Source organism: Nocardioides xinjiangensis (genome assembly GCF_017916385.1).
Taxonomy (GTDB): domain Bacteria; phylum Actinomycetota; class Actinomycetes; order Propionibacteriales; family Nocardioidaceae; genus Nocardioides; species Nocardioides xinjiangensis.
Genome location: NZ_JAFMSW010000001.1, coordinates 274048 through 293895, shown reverse-complemented (window position 1 = coordinate 293895; position 19848 = coordinate 274048). Strand labels below are relative to the sequence as shown.

Genomic DNA, 19848 nt, shown 5'->3' with positions numbered 1-19848 from the left:
GACCGGGCGCGACGTGGTCGTGCGACGTCACAGCCAAGCCGGTCGACGTCGACCGTCGACGTCCACCGGTCGAAGCCGGGCCGGACGATCGCCGCGGATAGGCCGGCGCGCGGTGGTCGTCCACGACCGGTCGCCGTGGCGGCGCCGGGGATCCCCCCGGCGCGAGCGGGCCGGCTCGGTCAGCCGACGAGCTCGTCGACGGTCCGGCTGGTCTCGCGGTCCGGCGTCGCCGTCGGGGCGTGGCCGGCGCGGGAGCGCCGGCGCCGGGACGGGCGCCGACCGACGACCGACGCCGGCCACCACCTGGCGCGGCGCTCCTCACGAGGGGTGGCCCCGGCGGCCAGCGCCTCCTCGACCCGCGCGAGGTCGGGGACGAAGCGGTCGGCGGTGAAGGTCTCCGGGTCACGGGCGTAGCGGCTGCGCTCGAGCGCCACGACGAGCCGGTCGAGTGCCTGGGCCGCCTCGGGCGCCTGCTCGCGACCGCGTCGTGGCCGGTCCGGCCGGGACCGGTCGTGCAGGGGCGCCGCGAGCAGCCGCCCGAGCCAGTCACCGGCACGCCTGGGCGAGCGGCCGGTGGGCAACGCGTGCCCGAGGTCCCGGGCCACGTCCCGCAGCTCGGTCCAGACGTCCTCGATGTCGCCGGCGAGGCGGCGCTGCCGGCGTGCGCGACGCACGAGTCGGGGTGTCAGCAGCAGCAACGCCAGCGCGCCGAGCCCGAGGACGCCGGCGACGATGGGGCCCCAGGGGATCGACGAGGCGTCCTCCTCGGCGGAGGCGGCCTCCGCGTCCGCCGACTCGCCGCGCTCGGGCAGGGGATCGGCCGAGCGGCTCGCGCTCGGGGCGGGCGCCTCGGGGACCGCCTCGAACTCGGCCTCGGTGTAGTCGGGCGGCTGCGTGCCCCGCGACTGCGGGGTGGGCTCGAACCGCACCCAGCCGGAGCCCGGGAAGTACAGCTCGGGCCACGCGTGGAGGTCGTGGGAGGAGAACTCCCACGAGCCGTTGGTGGCCCGCTCCGGCTCGAGGAACCCGACCGCGACGCGGCTCGGGATCCCGATGACCCGCGCCATGATCGCCATCGACGCCGCGAACTGCTCGCAGTAGCCGACCCGGTCGTCGAGGAACGCCAGCAGGTCGGCGCTGCCGTCGCCTGCCGACGGCACGGCCCCGTCGTCGTAGCGGAAGCCGCCGTCCTCGCGGAACCACCGCTGCAGCACCTGCGCCTTCTGGAAGCGCGTGGGTGCGTCGGCCGTCACGCTGGCCGCCGTCCGGCGGATCTCGTTGTTGAGCGAGGACGGCACCTCGGTGAAGATGCCCGCCACGAATCCGGCGCCCGACACGGCCGCGTCCATCGACTCCGCGTCGTACTCCAGCTGCACGCCGGTGTAGTCGTAGGTGAGGTCGGCGGTGGTGACGTCGTCCTCGGCGGCGATGACGTCGCGGGTGTCGACGTCGTAGCGCCAGTCGGAGCCGGCGACGACGCGCGTGGTCTGCGGGGCCGTGGGCAGCCAGGCGGACGCGAAGTCCGGGCCGACGCGCACGTCGTACTTCGACTCGCGGCGCGGGACCTCGAGGCCCACCCCGTCGAGCGAGGGGAGGGCTCCGGTGGCGGTCTGCGTCTCCGGGATCTCGCGGTCGCCGGGCGTCCACTCCGAGCCGCTGAAGCGCGCGAGGACCGAGATGCGGAGGTACGACGGCTTGGGCCCCGACGAGGTGACCCACAGCAGCGGGATGTCCTCACCGCGACGCAGGTCGCGTCGGAGGTCCACCATCGGGTCCTGCACCTCGACCTCGCGGGTGCCGGGGCCGTTGCCCTCGAAGACGCTCATGCTCATCGTCGGCACCGCTGCCGGGACCACGACCGCGAGGGCGATGGCCCCCGCGCCGAGGGCGAGGGCGGTGTTGCCGATCGCGCCGGTGCGGACCGAGAAGGAGCCCCGGTCGCCGTCGGGGGAGCGGCCCCAGCTCGTGAGCTGGTCGTTGTGCTGCAGGAAGACCAGGGCCAGGAAGAAGCCGGCGATGACGATGAAGAGCAGCCACGACACCCCGTTGCCGGTCACGGCGACCGGCAGGGTGTACGCCGCCAGCAGCACGAGGCCGGCCACGGGCGCGCGGCGCAGGGTGCACGCGATGACGTCGACGAGGACGACCACGAGCGTGCCGCCGATCAGCAGCAGCGGGTGGACCGGCGGGACGCCGAGCTGGACCGGCGCCGCGTAGCTGCGCGAGGTCGCCAGCGCGTCGTCGAGGGCGGCGAGGAAGGCGTCGACGTTGTCCGGCGTCGGCACCGGTGTGCCCGTCGTGGCGCCGAGGACCAGCAGGCCGCCCAGCACCAGCTGGGCGGCGACGATGCCGACGGCCGGCAGGCGGCTGCGGCGCCCCAGGGCGCCGGCGACCGCGACGACGGCACCGATGAGCAGCAGCGGGACCGCCACCCGGCCGAAGGCCTCGGTGAGGACGCCCCACGAGAGCACGGTGGTCCACGCCGCCAGCAGGGCGGTGGCGGCCAGGCCCAGCTGGTGGGTGAGCGAGCCCCAGGACGGCTGTCCCGCGGCCCTCATCGTGCCGCTCCCGCCGACGCGGTGGCGCGGCTCTGCATCAGGCCGAGCTCCTGCCACGCGGTGTCGAGCCGATCGCGCGGCCCGAGGGTGACCGAGCGCCACCCGGTCGCGGTCAACCGCGGCGCCGCACCGGGACCGGGCTGCGCCGGCAGGTGCGGCGCCCACGCGTCGACCTCCAGAGCGATCGCCAGGCTGGAGGACGCGTGGTGCTGCAGCCGGCGCAGGAACGGCAGGTCGCCCTCGCCGAGGGCGCCGAAGACGCCGATCGTGAGGCCGCCGTGGCCGGGCTCGGCGAGCCACTGGGTGTCCGGGGTGGGGGAGTGGTCGAGCTGCACGACCGCCAGCGCCTCCAGCAGCGGGATGGTGCTGGCCTCGGCGGTGTGGGAGTGCCACTCAGTCTCGCGGGAGTCGCCGGAGGCGGTGACCAGTCGCACCGTGTAGCCGTGGTGGGAGAGGTGGATCGCGATCGATGCGGCGGCGGAGACCGCGCCCTCCAGCGAGCTCGCCGCCCCCTGCCCGCGGTGCGCCATGGCGCGGTTGTCGAGGAACACGGTGGCGCGGGACTGCCACGGCTGCTCCTCGCGACGCACCATCAGCTCGCCGACGCGTGCCGAGCTGCGCCAGTGGACCCGTCGCAGGTCGTCGCCGCGGCGGTACTCGCGCACCGTGACGTCCTCCGCGCTGCCGGTCGCGAACGCGCGGGGCCGGTTGTCGCCCGAGCCGGTCCACGCCCCGCCCAGCGGGATGCTCGGCAGCGGGATGGTGCGCGGTGTCACCGTGAGCCGCGAGGTCGCGTGGAACGTACGGCCGAGCTCGACGAGGCCGAAGGGATCGGTGACCCGCACCGACATGGGCCCGATGTCGAACTGCCCGCGCAGCTCCGAGCGCACCTGGTAGGTGGCGTGCCGGCGCCAGCCGTGACCGAGGCCCTCGAGCACGAAGCGCGGCCGCGTGCCGAGGACGTAGGGGAGCCGCTCCTCGAGCAGCAGCACGCCGGTCCGCGTGCGCGACTCGTTGGAGATGACGAGCTCGACGGTGGCGGGCTGGCCGGCGACGACGAGCTGGGGCGACACCGTGCGGGTGAGCGCCAGGCGGTATCGCGAGCGTCCGACCCACCAGGCGGTCAGGAGCGGGAGCGCGGCGACCAGCACGCCGATGCGCACGACCGAGGAGTGGCCGACCACGATCGCGGCGACCACCGTGGTGATCCCGGCAGCCAGGAACGCCCGTCCACGGACGGTCAGCGCGGCGAGGGACTCACGCACGACTGGCGTCGGGGACGGGCACCGACTCCACGATCCCGGACAGGATCGCGGCGGTGGTGCGCCCGCTCATCGTCGCCTCGACATTGGGCAGCAGCCGGTGCGCGAGGACCGGCGAGGTGATGCCGTGGATGTCGTCGGGGAGGACGTAGTCGCGGCCCTGGGTCGCGGCGACGGCCTTGGCGGCCCGCACCAGGTGCAGCGTCGCCCGGGGCGACGCACCGAGGTGCAGGTCGTGGCTGGTGCGGGTGGCGGTGGTCAGGGCGACGGCGTAGCGCTGCACGGCCGGCGAGACGTGCACCCGACCGACGATCTCGATGACCTTGCGGATCTCCCCGGCGTCCGTGACCGGCTCCAGGTCCTCGAGCGGGTTGTGGGAGGTGTGCCCCTCGAGCATCGCGATCTCCGCCGCCTCGACGGGGTAGCCGACCGACACGCGCGCCATGAAGCGGTCGCGCTGCGCCTCCGGGAGGGCGTAGGTGCCCTCCATCTCGATCGGGTTCTGCGTCGCGATCACCATGAACGGCTTCTCGAGCTGGTAGGTCGCGTTGTCGACGGTGACCTGGCGCTCCTCCATGCACTCCAGCAGCGCCGACTGCGTCTTGGGCGAGGCACGGTTGATCTCGTCGCCCACCACGATGTTGGCGAACACGCCGCCGGGTCGGAACTCGAACTCGCGGGTGTCCTGGTTGAACACCGAGACGCCGGTGACGTCGGAGGGGAGCAGGTCCGGCGTGAACTGGATGCGCCGGACCGAGGAGTCGATGCTGCGCGCCAGCGCCTTGCTCAGCTGGGTCTTGCCGACGCCGGGGACGTCCTCGATGAGCAGGTGTCCCTCGGCGAGCAGGACGACCAGGGCGGCGTTGACGACGTCGGGCTTGCCGGCGATCACGCGCTCGATGTTGTGGCGGACCGCACCGGTGACCCGGTGCACGGTGTCCAGGTCGGGCGCCTGCCCGGAAAGCCCAGTCGTCACGTCGTCGTCCCCTCGCGCCTCTCGTCCCCGCTGGCACCACCGTATGTGGTCCGCGCAACATACCCGCCGCTCACGACGTGGGAGCCGGTTCGGCACGGACGTCACCAGGTCGGGGCGTACGGCGGTCCTGGCACCCGCGCACCCACGTCCCCCACTTCGCACCACCACCGGGCGTCGCAGCCCCCACCGGCGCTCCACCGGCGGCCTCCTGAGCGTGGCTCGCCACCCGTCCGGGCGTCCCGGCACCCGCGGCCACCGCCGCCGGCACCGCGGGAAAACGGTGAATTCGTGCGGGAAACACGCTCGATCTGGTTGACGGTGGAGTGAAATGGAGTAGTGTGGGGCGAAGTGGGGGACAGGGTCGATCTTCCCGCCGAGCAAGGGGGTGCCGGATGTTCTTCGGCACCTACACGCCCAAGCTCGACGAGAAGGGCCGGCTCTTCCTCCCGGCGAAGTTCAGGGACGAGCTGACGGAGGGCCTCGTGGTGACCAGGGGACAGGAGCGCTGCCTCACTGTCTGGTCGCTGGAGGACTTCGGGAGGCTCACCGACCGGCTCCGCGAGGCGCCGGTCACGCAGAAGAACACCCGTGACTACGTCCGCATGCTGTTCGCCGCCGCCAGCCAGGAGGTGCCGGACAAGCAGGGGCGCATCAACATCCCGGCACCGCTGCGGGAGTACGCCTCGCTCCGCAAGGAGTGCGTCGTCATCGGGTCGATGAACCGGATCGAGATCTGGGACCCGACCGCGTGGGCGACCTACTCCGAGGAGCAGGAGCAGAAGTTCTCCGAGCTCAGCGACGAGGTCTTCCCCGGCATCTGACCAGCAGCACCCACAACAGCACAGCTGACATCGCGACCCGCAGCACGAGGTCTCGAGCCCGCTCTCCGCGTGGTCATCTGGGGCACTTCCCCGGCACCAGAGGGCCTTCCCCTTCGCAGGGGAGCGGGCAGGGACCTGGTGCGGCGGCTCACCCCGTGCCACACGACGGGGGGTGTCAGCCGCACCGCCAACCAGCCAGCAGCACCAGCACAGTGGGGTCGAGACCATGAGCACCACCCAGCCGGTACGCGCGGCGGCGACACCGTCGCCGCGGGTGCGCGACCAGGCGCGCGAGGCGGCTGCCCTCATCGCGTTCTCCGCAGCCACGGCCTGCGGCCTGGCCCTCGCGCTGCTGCTGCTGACGCGCCTCGGCTCCCAGGGCTGAGACATGGCCACTCCCAGCCACGCCCCGGTGCTCCTCGACCGGGTCGTCGCCCTGCTGGCGCCTGCCCTCCAAGCCCCCGGATCGGTCTACGTCGACTGCACCCTCGGCCTCGGCGGCCACAGCGAGGCGGTCCTCGAGCGGCTCCCGGAGGCGCGGGTCGTCGGCATCGACCGCGACCCCACCGCGCTGCGGATGTCCACCGAGCGGCTGGCCCGCCATGGCGACCGGTTCACCGCGGTCCACGCCGTCTACGACGAGCTCCCCGACGTGCTTGCCTCGCTCGGCCTCGACCACGCCGACGCCGTCTTCTTCGACCTCGGGGTGTCGTCGATGCAGCTCGACGTGCGCGAGCGCGGCTTCGCGTACGCGGAGGACGCGCCGCTCGACATGCGCATGGACCCCACGACCGGTCAGACCGCCGCGGACCTGCTCAACACCGCGAGCGCCTCGGAGCTCACCCGCATCCTGCGCGAGTACGGCGAGGAGAAGTTCGCGAGCCGCATCGCGCGGGAGGTCGTGCGGCGCCGCGAGACGGCGCCGTTCCGCACGAGCGCCGACCTCGTCGAGCTGCTCTACGCGACGATCCCCGCACCCGCGCGGCGTACGGGCGGCCACCCCGCCAAGCGCACGTTCCAGGCGCTGCGGATGGCCGTGAACGACGAGCTCGCGGTCCTGCGTCGCGCCATCCCCGCCTCGATCGCCGCCATCGGCGTCGGCGGGCGCGTCGTGGTGGAGTCGTACCACTCGCTCGAGGACCGACTCGTCAAGCGCGCCTTCGCCGAGGCCACCCGCCTCGACGTGCCGCCGGACCTTCCGTTCGTGCCCGAGGGCGCCGAGCCCGCGCTGCGGCTGGTGACGCGCGGTGCGGAGCAGGCCGACGAGCACGAGGTCGCCGAGAACCCCCGCGCCGCGTCGGTCCGGCTGCGCGCCGTCGAGCGCGTGCGCCCCGCCCCGCCCCCGTCCCGCCCCTCTTCCCCAGGAGCCGTTCGATGAGCAGTCCCGCCCTGCAGCCCCGCACCCGCGTCACCCGCATCGCCCAGGAGGCCGTCGACCGGGCGCGCCTCACGGTCGTTCCCCGCGTGCGCACGCGCGCGCCGCGGGTGCCGTTCGTGACGCTGGTCAGCGTGGTGCTCCTCGGCGGCATCGTCGGGCTGCTGCTCTTCAACACCTCCATGCAGCAGGCGTCCTTCGCCGCGTCGGCGCTGGAGGCCGAGGCCGACACCCTGGCCGCCCGGGAGCAGACGCTGCGCATGGAGCTCGACGAGCTCCGCGACCCGCAGCGTGTCGCGACGCAGGCGCAGCAGATGGGCATGGTCATCCCGGCCGCCCCGGTCTTCCTCGACCTCGAGACCGGCCGGACGACCGGCGTCCGCACGCCGGCCACCCGGGAGCAGGCCATCAACCTGATGCCGCCCGCACCGATCAAGCCGGCCAACCTCGCGCCGGCCCCGATCCTCGTCGAGGTCCCCGCCACCACGGACCCCGCGACCACGGACCCCGCCACCACGGACCCGTCCGCCACTGCTGAGCAGCCGGCCGCGCGCCAGCGGGGCAAGAACCGCAACCGCTGACGGCGCGGACGCGCGGATCCGCGCCGCAGCCGCCCTAGATTGTCGAGCAGGTCGTCCCGCCCCGGGGCCGACCGGGGAGGAAGACCAGTGCCGAGCACCCGCACCACGCGCGGCGCCTCGCGAGGCGCACCCATGGTGCGCCTGCGCGTGGGGTTCCTCCTGATCGCGATGGTCCTCTCGTTCTTCTGCGCCCGGCTGGTGCAGCTGCAGGGCGTCGACCCCGGGTCGTACGCCGTCCGCGCGGCCGCCGAGGGCGCCGTACGGGTGCCGCTCGTGGCCGAGCGCGGCGACATCCTGGACCGCAACGGCGTGCCGTTGGCCGACTCCATCAAGGGCAAGATGGTCATCGCCGACCCGGCCCTCACCGCCGACGAGGCGCCCGAGCTGGCCCGGCTGCTGTCCGAGCGGCTCTCCATCGACTACTTCCGCACCCTCACCGCCCTGCGCGGGCGCAAGGAGGGAAGCCGCTACGAGTACGTCGCGCGCCGGGTGCCGAGCACCCTGGCCACCGACACCCTCGCCGAGCTCGACGACGCGGGGTTCGAGGGCATCTCCCTCCAGGACGACCCGATCCGCGACTACCCGGCCGGCGACGTGGCCGCCAACCTGCTCGGCTACATGGGCACCGACGAGCCCCTCGGCGGCTTCGAGCGCACCTTCGACGAGCAGCTCGCCGGCGTCGACGGCGAGGCCACCTGGCAGTCCAACTCCGGCAAGGGCGTCCGCATCCCGCTCCGGGAGAGCACCCTGCGGGCCGCGCGCAACGGCGCGGCCCTGCGCACCACGCTCGACCGCGACCTCCAGTGGTTCACCCAGCGGGTGCTCGCGCAGGCCGTCCAGCAGTACCGCGCCGAGAGCGGTGCCGCCGTCGTCATGGACACCCGCACCGGCGAGATCCTGGCGCTCGCCGACGTGCCGACCTTCGACGCCAACGAGCCGACCGACGCCGACGAGGACGACCTGGGCTCGCGCGCGCTCAACGACACCTACGAGCCGGGATCGGTGCAGAAGGTGCTGACGGCCGCGTCGCTGATCGACGCCGGCAAGGCGTTCCCCCGCCAGCGGTTCAAGGTGCCGCCGAACCTCGCTCGGCAGGACCGCGTCATCGGTGACTGGTTCGACCACGGCACCATCCGGCTGACCCTCGCCGGCATCATCGCCAAGTCCTCCAACATCGGCACCGTGCTCGCGGCCGACGCGTTCTCGCCGGTGCAGCTCGTGGAGTACCTCCAGCGGTTCGGGCTGGGCCGCACCACCGACATCGGCGTCCGCGGGGAGACCCCGGGCATCCTCACCCCGGGCGAGGCGATGACGTCGCAGACCAAGGACCGCGTCGCCTTCGGCCAGTCGCTGTCGGTCAACGTCGTGCAGATGGCCGCCGCCGTCAACACCATCGCCAACGGCGGCGTGCGGGTCTCGCCCAGCGTGATCGCCGGCAGCGCGGTGACCGACGACGGGACCACCGTCGGCACCGACGTCGCCACCCGCACGCGGGTGGTCAGCAGGCAGGCTGCCCGGGCCACCGCCAGGATGATGGAGAAGGTCGTCGACCCCGAGGACGGCGTCGCCCCCGGCGCGCAGGTGCCCGGCTACCTCGTCGCGGGCAAGACCGGCACCGCACAGCGGGTGGCCCCGGACGGCATCGGCTACGACGGCAGCACCACCGTCTCGTTCGGCGGCTTTGCGCCCGCCGACGACGCCCGGTTCACCGTCTACGTCGTGGTCCACGCCCCCCGCGTCGACGGCGGCGGCGGCTCGATCGCCGGTCCGGTGTTCTCCCGGATCATGGGCTACGTCCTCGGCCGCTACGGCGTCGAGCCCACCGACGGACCACCGTCGCGCCTGCCCGTCGAGTGGTGAGTCGATACGCTCGGTCGGTGGACCAGTCAGCGGACCCGTCGCGCCAGGACCCGGCAGCGACCAGGCCCCGGACCGTCCACCCGACCTCCGCAGCAGCCCTGGCCGACTGGCTCAGCCGTCCGGGGGCCGACGCCGCCCCGACCGTCGGCGTGACCCGGCACGGCGACCTGGACGTCGCGGTCACCGGCATCTCGCTGAGCACCGCGCGGGTGCGGCCCGGGGACCTGTACGCCGCACTCCCGGGCACGCGGGCCCACGGCGCCGACCACGCCGCCCGGGCGCTCGCCGCAGGCGCCGTGGCCGTGCTCACCGACCCGGCGGGGCTCGACCGGCTGCCGTCCGGGACACCGGCGATCGTCGTCCCGGAGCCCCGCCGCGTCCTGGGCCGCCTCGCCGCCCACGTCTACGGCGATCCCGCCGCCGACCTGCGCGTCATCGGCGTCACCGGCACCCAGGGCAAGACCACCACCACCCGCGTCCTGGAGCAGGGCCTCACCGCGTCGGGCGTGACCTCGGCGGTGATCGGCACGGTCGGCACGCGGATCGCGGGCGAGGACGTGAGGACGCAGCTCACCACCCCCGAGGCGCCCGACCTCCACGGCCTGTTCGCCGTGATGCGCGAGCGGGGGGTGGACACCTGCGCCATGGAGGTCTCCAGCCACGCGCTCGTGCTCGGCCGCGTCGACGGCGTCGTCTTCGACGTCGCCACCTTCCTCAACCTCGGCCGCGACCACCTGGACTTCCACGCCGACCTCGACGACTACTTCGCCGCCAAGGCGAGCCTCTTCACCCCCCAGCGCGCCGCCCGGGGACTGACCAACGTGGACGACGAGTTCGGCCGTCGCCTGCTCGACGTCGCCACCGTCCCGATGTCGACCTACTCCTCCCGGGGTGCCGACGCCGACTGGCGCGCCGTGGACGTCGACCTCACCGCGGCCGGGGCGACCTTCACGGTCGTGGGGCCGGGGGTCGAGCTCGCCGCCTCCGTGGGCATCCCGGGGGAGTTCAACGTCTCCAACGCCCTGGCCGCGATCGCGTCCGCAGCGCTCGCCGGCCTCGACCCGCGGGTCGTCGCCGACGGCATCACCCGCGTCGGCGGGGTGCCCGGGCGGCTCGAGCAGGTCGCAGCCGGCCAGGACCACACCCTCGTCGTGGACTACGCCCACAAGCCCGATGCCCTCGAGGCCGTGCTGGCCACCCTCCGGCCCCTGACCGACGGCCAGGTCGTGGTCGTTGTCGGCGCCGGCGGGGACCGCGACACCACCAAGCGCCCGGTGATGGGCGAGATCGCCGCCCGGCTCGCCGACGTCGTCATCGTCACCGACGACAACCCGCGCACCGAGGACCCCGCCGCCATCCGTGCGGCCGTGCTGGCAGGGACCCGGGGCGGCTCGGCGGAGGTCCTCGAGGTGGGCGACCGGCGACTGGCGATCCGGGAGGCCGTACGTCGGGCGCGCCCCGGCGACGTCGTGCTGGTGGCCGGCAAGGGGCACGAGTCCGGGCAGGAGGTCGACGGGGTGGTGCACCCCTTCGACGATCGCCGGGTCGCCGCGGAGGAGGTCCGCGCCGTGCGTGCCGAGCGCGAGAGCGGAGGTGGCGCATGATCGACATGTCCCTGGCGGAGATCGCCGACGTCGTGGGCGGGACGGCGCACGGCGATGCCGTCGTCACGGGAGGAGCCTTCCTCGACACCCGCACCCCCGAGCCCGGCGGGCTCTTCGTCGCCATCGCGGGGCAGCGGGCCGACGGGCACGAGTTCGCGCCCGCGGCCGCCGAGGCCGGCGCGGTCGCCGCGCTCGGCAGCCGCCCGACCGTCCTGCCCACCGTCGTCGTCGACGACGTCACGGCCGCGCTCGGCGTGCTGGCCCGGCACGTCGTCGACCGGCTGCCCGAGGTCACGGTGCTGGCGATGACCGGCTCCCAGGGCAAGACCGGCACCAAGGACTACCTCGCGCACCTGCTCGCCGAGGCGGGGCCGACGGTCGCCACCCGCGGCAACTTCAACAACGAGCTCGGGGTGCCGCTCACCGTCCTGCGCGCCACGCCCGAGACGCGCTACCTCGTCGTCGAGATGGGCGCCCGTGGAGTCGGGCACATCGCCGAGCTGTGCGCGATCGCGCCGCCGCGCGTGGCCGCGGTCCTCAACGTCGGCACCGCCCACATCGGCGAGTTCGGCAGCCGGGAGGCGATCGCGGCGGCCAAGGGGGAGATCGTGGAGGCGCTCCCGGTCGACGGCACCGCCGTCCTCAACGCCGACGACGAGCTCGTGGCCGCGATGGCCCCGCGCACCGTCGCCGCCGTCACCACGTTCGGCAGCGGCCCACCCGGTGGCCCGCCGCCCGACGTCGCGGTCAGCGAGATCACCTCCGACGAGCTCGGCCGGCAGTCCTTCGAGCTCGCGCACCGCGGCTCGCACGCCACCGTCCACCTCGCGCAGGTCGGCACGCACCAGTGGCGCAACGCCGCAGCGGCCGCCGCGATGGCGCTGGCGGCGGGCCTGGACCTCGACACCGTCGCCGACTCCCTCGCCGACGCGGTCCCGGCCAGCCGATGGCGGATGGAGGTGGGCGAGCGCGCCGACGGCCTCGTCGTCGTCAACGACGCCTACAACGCCAACCCCGAGTCGATGCGCGCCGCGCTGGAGACGCTGGCCGGCATCGGCGCCCGCAGCGGCCGCCGCACGGTCGCCGTCCTGGGCCAGATGCTCGAGCTGGGCGCCGGTGCCCGGGACGCCCACCGGGGCGTCGGCGCCCACGCCGCCGAGTCGGGCGTCGACGTGCTGGTCACCGTCGGGCCCGAGGCGGACGGCATCGCCGAGGGGTTCGAGCGCGCCGGCCGCGGCGGAGTGAGCATCCCCACGGCGGGGCGTGACGCGGCGGCGGAGTGGCTGCGGCACAATGTCTCGGCTGCTGATGTCGTCCTGGTGAAGGCATCGCGGGGAGCGGCTCTGGAACTGATCGCCGAGGACCTCCTCGTGTCCGAGGGGGAAGGGAGCACCACATGAGAGCCATCCTGTTCGGAGGAGGACTCTCCCTGCTGATCTCGCTGCTCGGCACGCGCTACGCCATCCGGTTCTTCACCCGGCAGGGCTTCGGCCAGCCGATCCGCGACGACGGCCCGACGACGCACCACACCAAGCGCGGCACGCCGACGATGGGCGGCGCCGTGATCGTGCTGGCGAGCGTGGTGGGCTACCTCGCCGCGAAGCTCATCACCGGCCAGGCGCCGAGCGCCTCGGCGCTCCTGCTCCTGTTCCTGCTGGTGGGGCTCGGTGCGGTCGGCTTCCTCGATGACTTCCTCAAGGTCAGCCGGCAGCACAACCTCGGCCTGCGCAGCCGCGCGAAGATGATCGGGCAGACGCTGGTCGCCGTGGTGTTCGGCTTCCTCGCGCTCTCGCCGGTGCTGGAGGACGATCGGGGCTGGCGTCCGGCCTCCGACCACATCTCCTTCATCCGCGACTACGAGGGCTTCTCGCTGCCCACGGTCCTGGCGATCCTGCTGGTCTGGCTGATCGTGACCGGCACGAGCAACGCGGTGAACCTCGCCGACGGCCTCGACGGCCTCGCCACCGGCGCGTCGATCCTCATCTTCGCCGCCTACACGCTGGTCAACATCTGGCAGAACAGCCAGTCGTGCGCGCTCCAGGCCGGGCCCAAGTGCTACGAGGTGCGCGACCCGCTCGACCTCGCCGTGGTGGCGGCGGCCATCACCGGTGCCTGCTTCGGGTTCCTCTGGTGGAACGCCTCGCCCGCGCAGATCATCATGGGCGACACCGGCTCGCTCGCCCTCGGCGGCGCGATGGCCGGCTTCGCCATCATGACCCGCACCGAGCTGCTGCTGCTGATCATCGGCGGCCTGTTCGTCGTCATCACGCTGTCGGTGATCATCCAGGTCTCGGTCTTCAAGGCCAGCCGGGCCAGCGGGCTGTTCCGCAGCGTCTTCCGGGTCCAGCCCGGCCACCGCGTCTTCCGGATGACGCCGCTGCACCACCACTTCGAGATGCTCGGCTGGGAGCAGGTCACCATCGTGATCCGGTTCTGGATCGTGACCGGCCTCGCGGTGGCCACCGGCATCGGCATCTTCTACGCCGAGTGGGTCGCGGGCATCGGATGAGGCACGACATGGAGTCGCTCGGCCGCACCAGCGACTGGTCCGGCGTACGCGTCGTGGTCGCCGGCTTCGGGGTCTCCGGCTTCGCCGCCGCGGACAACCTGCTCTTCCTCGGCGCCCAGGTCACCGCGCTCGACGACGCGACGAGCGAGGAGAAGGCCGAGAAGGCGCGCCTCCTCGAGACGCTCGGCGCCACGGTGCGCCTCGAGCCCGGCGCCACCGCGGTGCTGCCCGACGACGTCGACCTGGTCGTCACCTCGCCGGGCTGGCGGCCCAGCGCACCGCTGCTCGCCCAGGCCGTCGCGCGCGAGGTGCCCGTGTGGGGCGAGGTGGAGCTCGCCTGGCGGCTGCGTGACCCCGAGCGCCCCGCACCCTGGCTGGCGGTCACCGGCACCAACGGCAAGACCACGACCGTGCAGATGCTGGAGTCCATCCTCACCGCGGCCGGCCTCCGCGCCGCCGCCGTCGGCAACGTCGGCCTGCCGATCGTCGAGGCCGTGATGGACCCCGAGCCCTACGACGTGCTGGCCGTGGAGCTCTCGAGCTTCCAGCTGCACTACACCTACTCCATGTCCGCGGAGTCGGCCGTCGTGCTCAACGTGGCCGAGGACCACCTCGACTGGTACGACGACGACCCGGCCGGCGGCGACGACGCCCGCACCGGGATGCAGCGGTACGCCGCCGACAAGGCGCGCATCTACGAGCGCGTGCAGCGGGCGTGCGTCTACAACCTCGCCGACCCCGCGACCGAGGAGATGGTGCGCGGGGCCGAGGTCGTCGAGGGCGCGCGGGCGATCGGCTTCACCCTCGGCACTCCCGCCTCGGGCGACGTCGGGGTGGTCGAGGACATCCTGGTCGACCGGGCCTTCATCGAGGAGCGCGCCACCAGCGCGGCGGAGCTGTGCACGCTCGCCGACCTCGCCTCGCCCGCTCCGCACGTCGTCGCCAACGCCCTCGCCGCGGCCGCGCTGGCCCGCGCGCACGGCGTCAGCCAGCAGGCGGTGCGCGACGGGCTGCGCGCGTTCCGGCCCGGCAGCCACCGGATCGCCCACGTCGCCGAGGCGGGCGGCGTCACCTGGATCGACGACTCCAAGGCCACCAACCCCCACGCCGCGCAGTCCTCGCTGGCGGCCTACGAGCACGTGGTGTGGGTGGCCGGCGGGCTGGCGAAGGGGGCCCGCTTCGACGACCTCGTGCTCGCGGTGCGCGACCGCCTGCGCGGCGTCGTGCTGCTCGGGCGGGACCGGCAGGTCGTCGCCGACGCTCTTTCGCGACACGCGCCCGATGTGCCGGTCATCGATGTGGGCGTTGACGAGACTGGGGACCCGATGGAGCGCGTGGTCGACGCCGCCGCCGGGCTCGCCAGGTCCGGTGACACCGTCCTGCTGGCGCCGGGCTGCGCCTCCATGGACATGTTCACCAGCTACGGCGCGCGCGGCGACGCGTTCGCCGCCGCCGTGCACCGCAGGATCGCCGGCACCGACTAGACCACTGGACGAGGGGAGCGCGACCGATGACCACCGCGAACCCCGAGGACGTGGCCGTGCAGGGCCACCCCGGCCTCCACCCCGACGTCCCTCCGACGACCGCGGACCCCGGGGCCGGCGCACCGCTCGGCTCGGGCCTGCCCGCCGCGTGGCGCTCGGCGCGCGAGCGCGTCGCCTTCGCAGGACGGCGCACCCGCGAGGCGATCGACACGCCGCTGACGTCCTACTACCTGCTGCTCGGCGCCTCTGCGCTGCTGCTCACCATCGGCCTCATCATGGTCCTCAGCGCGTCCAGCGTCCGGTCCTACCTCACCTACGACGACTCCTACGCCGTGGTGAAGCGGCAGCTGATGTGGGTCGCGATCGGCCTGCCGTGCGCCTGGGTGGCCTCGCGGATCCCGGTGAGGCACGTCCGACGTCTGGCCTACCCCGGATTCCTGCTCGCGCTGGTGCTGCTCGCCCTGGTGGCGCGCTTCGGCGTGCTGATCAACGGCAACAAGAACTGGCTCGCCATCGGTTCGTTCACGATGCAGCCGGCCGAGGTCGCCAAGCTGGCCATCGTGCTCTGGGCCGCGAACATCTACGCCCACAAGGAGCGCCGCCTCCGCGAGCTGCACCACCTGCTCGTCCCGGTGGTCCCCGGCCTGTTCGCCGTCATCGCCCTGGTGCTCGTCGGTCGTGACCTCGGCACCGCGATGGTGCTCGCCGCCATCCTGCTCGGGATGCTGTGGGTCGTCGGCGCGCCGCTGCGGCTCTTCGGCCTCAGCCTCTCGGTGCTCGGCGTGGCCGCGGTGGCGCTGGCCGCCACCGATCCCGAGCGCCTGGAGCGCATCACCCACTTCACCGACCCGTTCAAGGACTACACCGACGCCGGCTGGCAGCCGGCGCACGGCCTCTACGCCCTGTCGAGCGGGGGCTGGTTCGGCCAGGGCATCAGCGCCTCGACCCAGAAGTGGGGCGACCTGCCCGAGGCCCACACCGACTTCATCTTCGCCGTGCTCGGCGAGGAGCTGGGCCTGGCCGGCACCCTCCTGGTGATCGTGCTGTTCTTCACCATCGCCTACGCCGCGATCCGGGTCGCGCTGACCACCCAGGACCCGTTCGTCCGCTACGCCACGTTCGGCATCGTCGTGTGGCTGCTCGGCCAGATGATCATCAACGTCGGCATGGTGCTCGCGGTGCTGCCCGTGATCGGCATCCCGCTGCCGATCGTCTCCTACGGCGGCTCCGCGCTGCTGCCCTCGCTGGTCGCCCTCGGCCTGCTGATCGGCTTCGCGCGGCGCGAGCCGGACGCCGCTGCGGCGCTGGCGGCACGCCGTCGCGACCGCTCCGCGGGCCTCGCCGCTGCCGCCTCCTACCACCGCTCTCGATAGATTCACCCTGATGCGCGTACTCCTCGCCGGCGGCGGCTCCGCCGGCCACACCTCGCCCCTGCTCGCCACCGCCGACGCCCTGCGCCGCCTGGACCCCGCGACCGAGGTCACCTGTCTCGGCACCCGCGAGGGCCTGGAGGCGCGACTGGTCCCGGAGGCCGGTCTGCCGCTCGAGATCGTGCCCCGGGTGCCGCTGCCGCGCCGTCCCGGCCCCGACCTGCTGCGTACGCCGACCCGCCTGCGCGCCGCACGTGCCGCGGCCCTCGCGGTGGTCGACCGGGTGCGGCCCGACGTCGTCGTCGGCTTCGGCGGCTACGTGTCGGTCCCGGCGTACCTCGCCGCGCGCCGGCGGGGAGTGCCGATCGTGGTCCACGAAGGCAACGCCATCCCCGGCGTCGCCAACCGGCTGGGCGCGCGGATGACCCGGCACGTCGCCATCAGCTTCCCGGGCACCGCGCTGCCGCACGCGGTGTGCACCGGCCTGCCGGTACGCCGGCTGATCTCCACGATGGACCGCGCGGCGCTGCGCGAGGAGGCGCTGTCGGCGTTCGGCCTTCGCCCCGACCTGCCGACGCTCCTCGTCACGGGCGGCTCGCAGGGCGCCGCGCGCATCAACGCCGCCGTCTCGGGCGCCGCGCCCGCGCTCGCGGCAGCCGGCGTGCAGGTGCTGCACGTCGTGGGTCCCAAGCACGACCTCGACGTCGCCTCCGGCGAGGTGCCCTACGTCGTGCGCCGCTACGTCGACCGCATGGACCTGGCCTACGCCGCGGCCGACGCGGTGCTGTGCCGATCGGGCAGCAACACCGTCACCGAGGTCTCCGGGGTCGGCCTGCCGGCCGTCTACGTGCCGCTGCCGATCGGCAACGGCGAGCAGGCGCTCAACGCGCGCCCGGTCGTCGACGCCGGCGGCGGCCTGCTGGTCGCCGACGAGGCGCTGACCACCGAGTGGGTCGCGGCGAGCGTGCCGGGGCTGCTGACCGACGCGGCGCGGCTGCGCGAGATGGGCGCGACCGCCCGGGGCGTCATCCCGCTCGACGCCGACGAGAAGCTCGCGCGGATGGTCCTCGACGCCGGCGCCGCGAGCGGGGGTCCGGGCCGGTGAGGATCCCCGTCCCGGGCGAGGTCCTGCCCGCCGCAGAGCTCGGCCGGGTGCACTGCGTCGGCATCGGCGGCGCCGGGATCTCGGCGATCGCGCGCATCATGGCGAAGCGGGGCGTCGCCGTGACGGGCAGCGACGACCACGACACCCCGTTCCTGCCCGCCCTGCGCGAGCTCGGCGTGACCTGCCACCTCGGCTACGACGCCGCGCACGTCGGGGACGCCGACACCCTCGTCGTCACGACCGCGGCGCGCGAGGACAACCCGGAGGTGCTCGAGGCGCGGCGCCGGGGGCTGCGCATCCTCCCGCGCTCGGCGGGCCTGGCCGCCGTCATGGCCGGCTCGCGGGTCCTGGCCGTCGCGGGCACCCACGGCAAGACGACGACGACCGGGTTGCTCACCTCGGCGCTGCTCGCGGCCGGCGTCGACCCGTCGTACGCCGTGGGCGGGGTCCTGACGGCGACGGGCCGCAACGCCGACGCGGGCGCGGACGACCTCTTCGTCGCCGAGGCCGACGAGAGCGACGGGGCGTTCCTCCACTACCGCCCGTTCGCTGCGATCGTCACCAACGTCGAGGCAGACCACCTCGACAACTGGGGCACCGAGGAGGCCTACCGCCGGGCGTTCGAGGAGTTCGTCGGCACCGTCGACCGGTCGGGCTTCCTCGTCTGCGTGGTCGACGACCCGGGCGCTGCCGACCTCGCCGACCGGGCGCGGGCACGCGGCCTCGACGTGGTGACGGTGGGGGAGTCGCCCCTCGCCGACCTCCGCATCCACGACCTGGCCCTCGAGGGCACCACCTCCGGCTGCCGGGTGTCCCGCGACGGTGCCGACCTCGGCGTCTTGCGGCTGCGCATCCCCGGGCGCCACTACGTCCTCGACGCCGTCGCCGCGCTCGCCATGGGGCTGCGGCTGGGGCTCCCGTTCCAGGCACTGGCCGAGGGCCTCGGCGGGTTCACCGGCACCGGTCGCCGGATGGAGCTCAAGGGTGAGGCCGCGGGGGTCCGCGTCTACGACTCCTACGCCCACCACCCGGTGGAGATCCGCGGCGACCTCGAGGCCGCACGCGCCCTCGCCGGGGAGGGTCGCGTGGTCGCCGCCTTCCAACCGCACCTCGTCTCCCGCACCCGCATCTTCGGGGAGGCCATGGGCGACGAGCTGGGCGCGGCCGACGAGGTCGTCGTGCTCGACGTCTACGTCGCCCGCGAGGACCCCGACCCCGACGTGACCGGCCGCCTCGTCGCCGACGCCGTCCCGCTCCCGGCACAGCACGTGACCTACGTCGACGGCCTCGGCGCCGCTGCGCAGGCGCTCGCCCAGCGTGCCCGGCCCGGCGACCTCGTGATCACCCTCGGCGCGGGAGACGTCACGAGCGTCGGGCCGCAGGTGCTCGGGCTGCTCGGGGGTGCGTGAGTGCAGCAGGTGGAGCAGCAGGTGCAGGAGCAGCAGGACCGCGCAGCGCTGCGCACCCGCCGCCGCTTCGCGCGGCGGCAGTGGGCGCGGCGCTGGCTGTCACTTCGCTACGTCGTGGCCCTGCTCCTCGTCCTCGCCGTCCTCGGTGCGTCGGTGCACCTCGTCTTCTTCTCCGCGCTCCTGCAGGTCAAGAAGGTCGAGGTCGTGGGCAACGAGCTGCTGAGCGACACCCGCATCCGCGAGATCGCCGACGTCCCTCTCGGCGACCAGCTCGCGCTGGTCGACCTCGGCCGTGCCGACGACAGGGTGGGCTCGCTCGCCGAGGTGGAGTCGGTCGACGTCTCGCGCACCTGGCCCGACGCCGTGCGGATCGCGGTCGTCGAGCGCACGGCCGTCGCGGTCGTCGAGCTGGCCGGGCGGCTCCGGGGGCTCGACCCCGACGGCGTCGTGTTCCGAGAGTACGACAAGGTGCCGCCGGGCATGCCGCGGATCCGGCCCGGCGCGGCGGCGGGCACCGACGCGCTGCGAGAGGCCGCCACGGTGGTCTCCGCCCTGCCCCGGGACCTCGTCACCCGCGTGGACCACGTCGAGGTGGCGACGGTCGACCAGATCACCCTGGTCCTGCGCGACCGGCGACAGGTGCTCTGGGGGAGTGCGGAGGAGTCCGCGCTCAAGGCCGAGGTGGTCGACAAGCTCCTGGCAGCCCAGGAGGCGCCGTACTACGACGTCAGCGTGCCGGGGAATCCCACCTACCGGCCCTGAACGCGGCGTGTCGGCCCGGGTTCGGGACGCACGCCTGCCTATGGTCGTGCGAAAGGCGAGGTTGACATAACTATAACCCTCAGGCTCACGGTTAGGGTTCCGTGAGGCCCGGGGGTCGCAAGACGGATCGACCCGTCCACCCAGAACTCGCATCCCCTTCACGAAAGGCCCC

The 19848-nt window shown here is 74.0% G+C and carries 16 protein-coding genes; 13 read left to right on the top strand and 3 right to left on the bottom strand.

The features are described from left to right. Positions 1-179: 179 nt before the first annotated feature. The 3 genes from J3P32_RS01415 to J3P32_RS01405 are packed head-to-tail and all read right to left on the bottom strand — an operon-like array spanning position 180 to position 4796. The gene (locus J3P32_RS01415) at positions 180-2558 is read right to left on the bottom strand and encodes a transglutaminase family protein (protein ID WP_210438065.1); all 2379 of its coding nucleotides are present in this window, start codon (positions 2556-2558) and stop codon (positions 180-182) included. After that, positions 2555-3823 (bottom strand): DUF58 domain-containing protein, encoded by a 1269-nt coding sequence (locus J3P32_RS01410; protein WP_210438063.1) that lies wholly within the window; start codon positions 3821-3823, stop codon positions 2555-2557. The genes J3P32_RS01415 and J3P32_RS01410 overlap by 4 nt, the downstream gene beginning before the upstream one ends. Continuing rightward, a complete protein-coding gene (locus J3P32_RS01405; RefSeq protein ID WP_210438055.1) occupies positions 3816-4796 on the bottom strand; it encodes an AAA family ATPase in 981 nt (326 codons plus the stop codon). The genes J3P32_RS01410 and J3P32_RS01405 overlap by 8 nt, the downstream gene beginning before the upstream one ends. A 392-nt stretch (positions 4797-5188) precedes the next feature. Here J3P32_RS01405 and mraZ point away from each other — a divergent pair, with 392 nt between their 5' ends. The 13 genes from mraZ (at position 5189) to J3P32_RS01340 (ending at position 19676) form a co-directional block, all read left to right on the top strand. Further along, positions 5189-5617: a division/cell wall cluster transcriptional repressor MraZ gene (gene mraZ, locus J3P32_RS01400; protein ID WP_056607086.1), complete on the top strand. Its 429-nt coding sequence runs from the start codon at positions 5189-5191 to the stop codon at positions 5615-5617. A 226-nt stretch (positions 5618-5843) separates the two neighbouring features. Further along, positions 5844-6002 (top strand): hypothetical protein, encoded by a 159-nt coding sequence (locus tag J3P32_RS01395; protein WP_210438053.1) that lies wholly within the window; start codon positions 5844-5846, stop codon positions 6000-6002. 3 nt (positions 6003-6005) lie between these two features. Continuing rightward, positions 6006-6995, top strand: coding sequence for a 16S rRNA (cytosine(1402)-N(4))-methyltransferase RsmH (gene rsmH, locus J3P32_RS01390; RefSeq protein WP_210438051.1), 990 nt, complete (start codon positions 6006-6008; stop codon positions 6993-6995). Further along, positions 6992-7573: a hypothetical protein gene (locus J3P32_RS01385; RefSeq protein WP_210438049.1), complete on the top strand. Its 582-nt coding sequence runs from the start codon at positions 6992-6994 to the stop codon at positions 7571-7573. Before rsmH ends, J3P32_RS01385 begins: the two co-directional genes overlap by 4 nt. A 132-nt stretch (positions 7574-7705) precedes the next feature. Beyond that, positions 7706-9433 (top strand): peptidoglycan D,D-transpeptidase FtsI family protein, encoded by a 1728-nt coding sequence (locus J3P32_RS01380; protein ID WP_210438047.1) that lies wholly within the window; start codon positions 7706-7708, stop codon positions 9431-9433. A gap of 17 nt (positions 9434-9450) precedes the next feature. After that, entirely contained in the window at positions 9451-11037 is a 1587-nt protein-coding gene (locus J3P32_RS01375; protein ID WP_374222500.1) for a UDP-N-acetylmuramoyl-L-alanyl-D-glutamate--2,6-diaminopimelate ligase, read from the top strand. Next, positions 11034-12437 (top strand): UDP-N-acetylmuramoyl-tripeptide--D-alanyl-D-alanine ligase, encoded by a 1404-nt coding sequence (locus J3P32_RS01370; protein WP_210438045.1) that lies wholly within the window; start codon positions 11034-11036, stop codon positions 12435-12437. The genes J3P32_RS01375 and J3P32_RS01370 overlap by 4 nt, the downstream gene beginning before the upstream one ends. Further along, positions 12434-13546, top strand: a complete 1113-nt coding sequence (gene mraY / locus J3P32_RS01365) for a phospho-N-acetylmuramoyl-pentapeptide-transferase (protein ID WP_210438043.1) — start codon at positions 12434-12436, stop codon at positions 13544-13546. The genes J3P32_RS01370 and mraY overlap by 4 nt, the downstream gene beginning before the upstream one ends. Before the next feature lie 8 nt (positions 13547-13554). Next, the gene (gene murD / locus J3P32_RS01360) at positions 13555-15030 is read left to right on the top strand and encodes a UDP-N-acetylmuramoyl-L-alanine--D-glutamate ligase (protein ID WP_246849849.1); all 1476 of its coding nucleotides are present in this window, start codon (positions 13555-13557) and stop codon (positions 15028-15030) included. Positions 15031-15056: 26 nt separating this feature from the next. Further along, positions 15057-16403: a putative lipid II flippase FtsW gene (ftsW, locus tag J3P32_RS01355; RefSeq protein WP_210438039.1), complete on the top strand. Its 1347-nt coding sequence runs from the start codon at positions 15057-15059 to the stop codon at positions 16401-16403. A gap of 10 nt (positions 16404-16413) precedes the next feature. Then, positions 16414-17505, top strand: coding sequence for an undecaprenyldiphospho-muramoylpentapeptide beta-N-acetylglucosaminyltransferase (murG, locus tag J3P32_RS01350; protein WP_210438037.1), 1092 nt, complete (start codon positions 16414-16416; stop codon positions 17503-17505). Then, the gene (murC, locus tag J3P32_RS01345; RefSeq protein WP_210438035.1) at positions 17502-18914 is read left to right on the top strand and encodes a UDP-N-acetylmuramate--L-alanine ligase; all 1413 of its coding nucleotides are present in this window, start codon (positions 17502-17504) and stop codon (positions 18912-18914) included. Before murG ends, murC begins: the two co-directional genes overlap by 4 nt. Continuing rightward, entirely contained in the window at positions 18915-19676 is a 762-nt protein-coding gene (locus J3P32_RS01340; protein WP_307861532.1) for a cell division protein FtsQ/DivIB, read from the top strand. Positions 19677-19848: the final 172 nt, after the last annotated feature.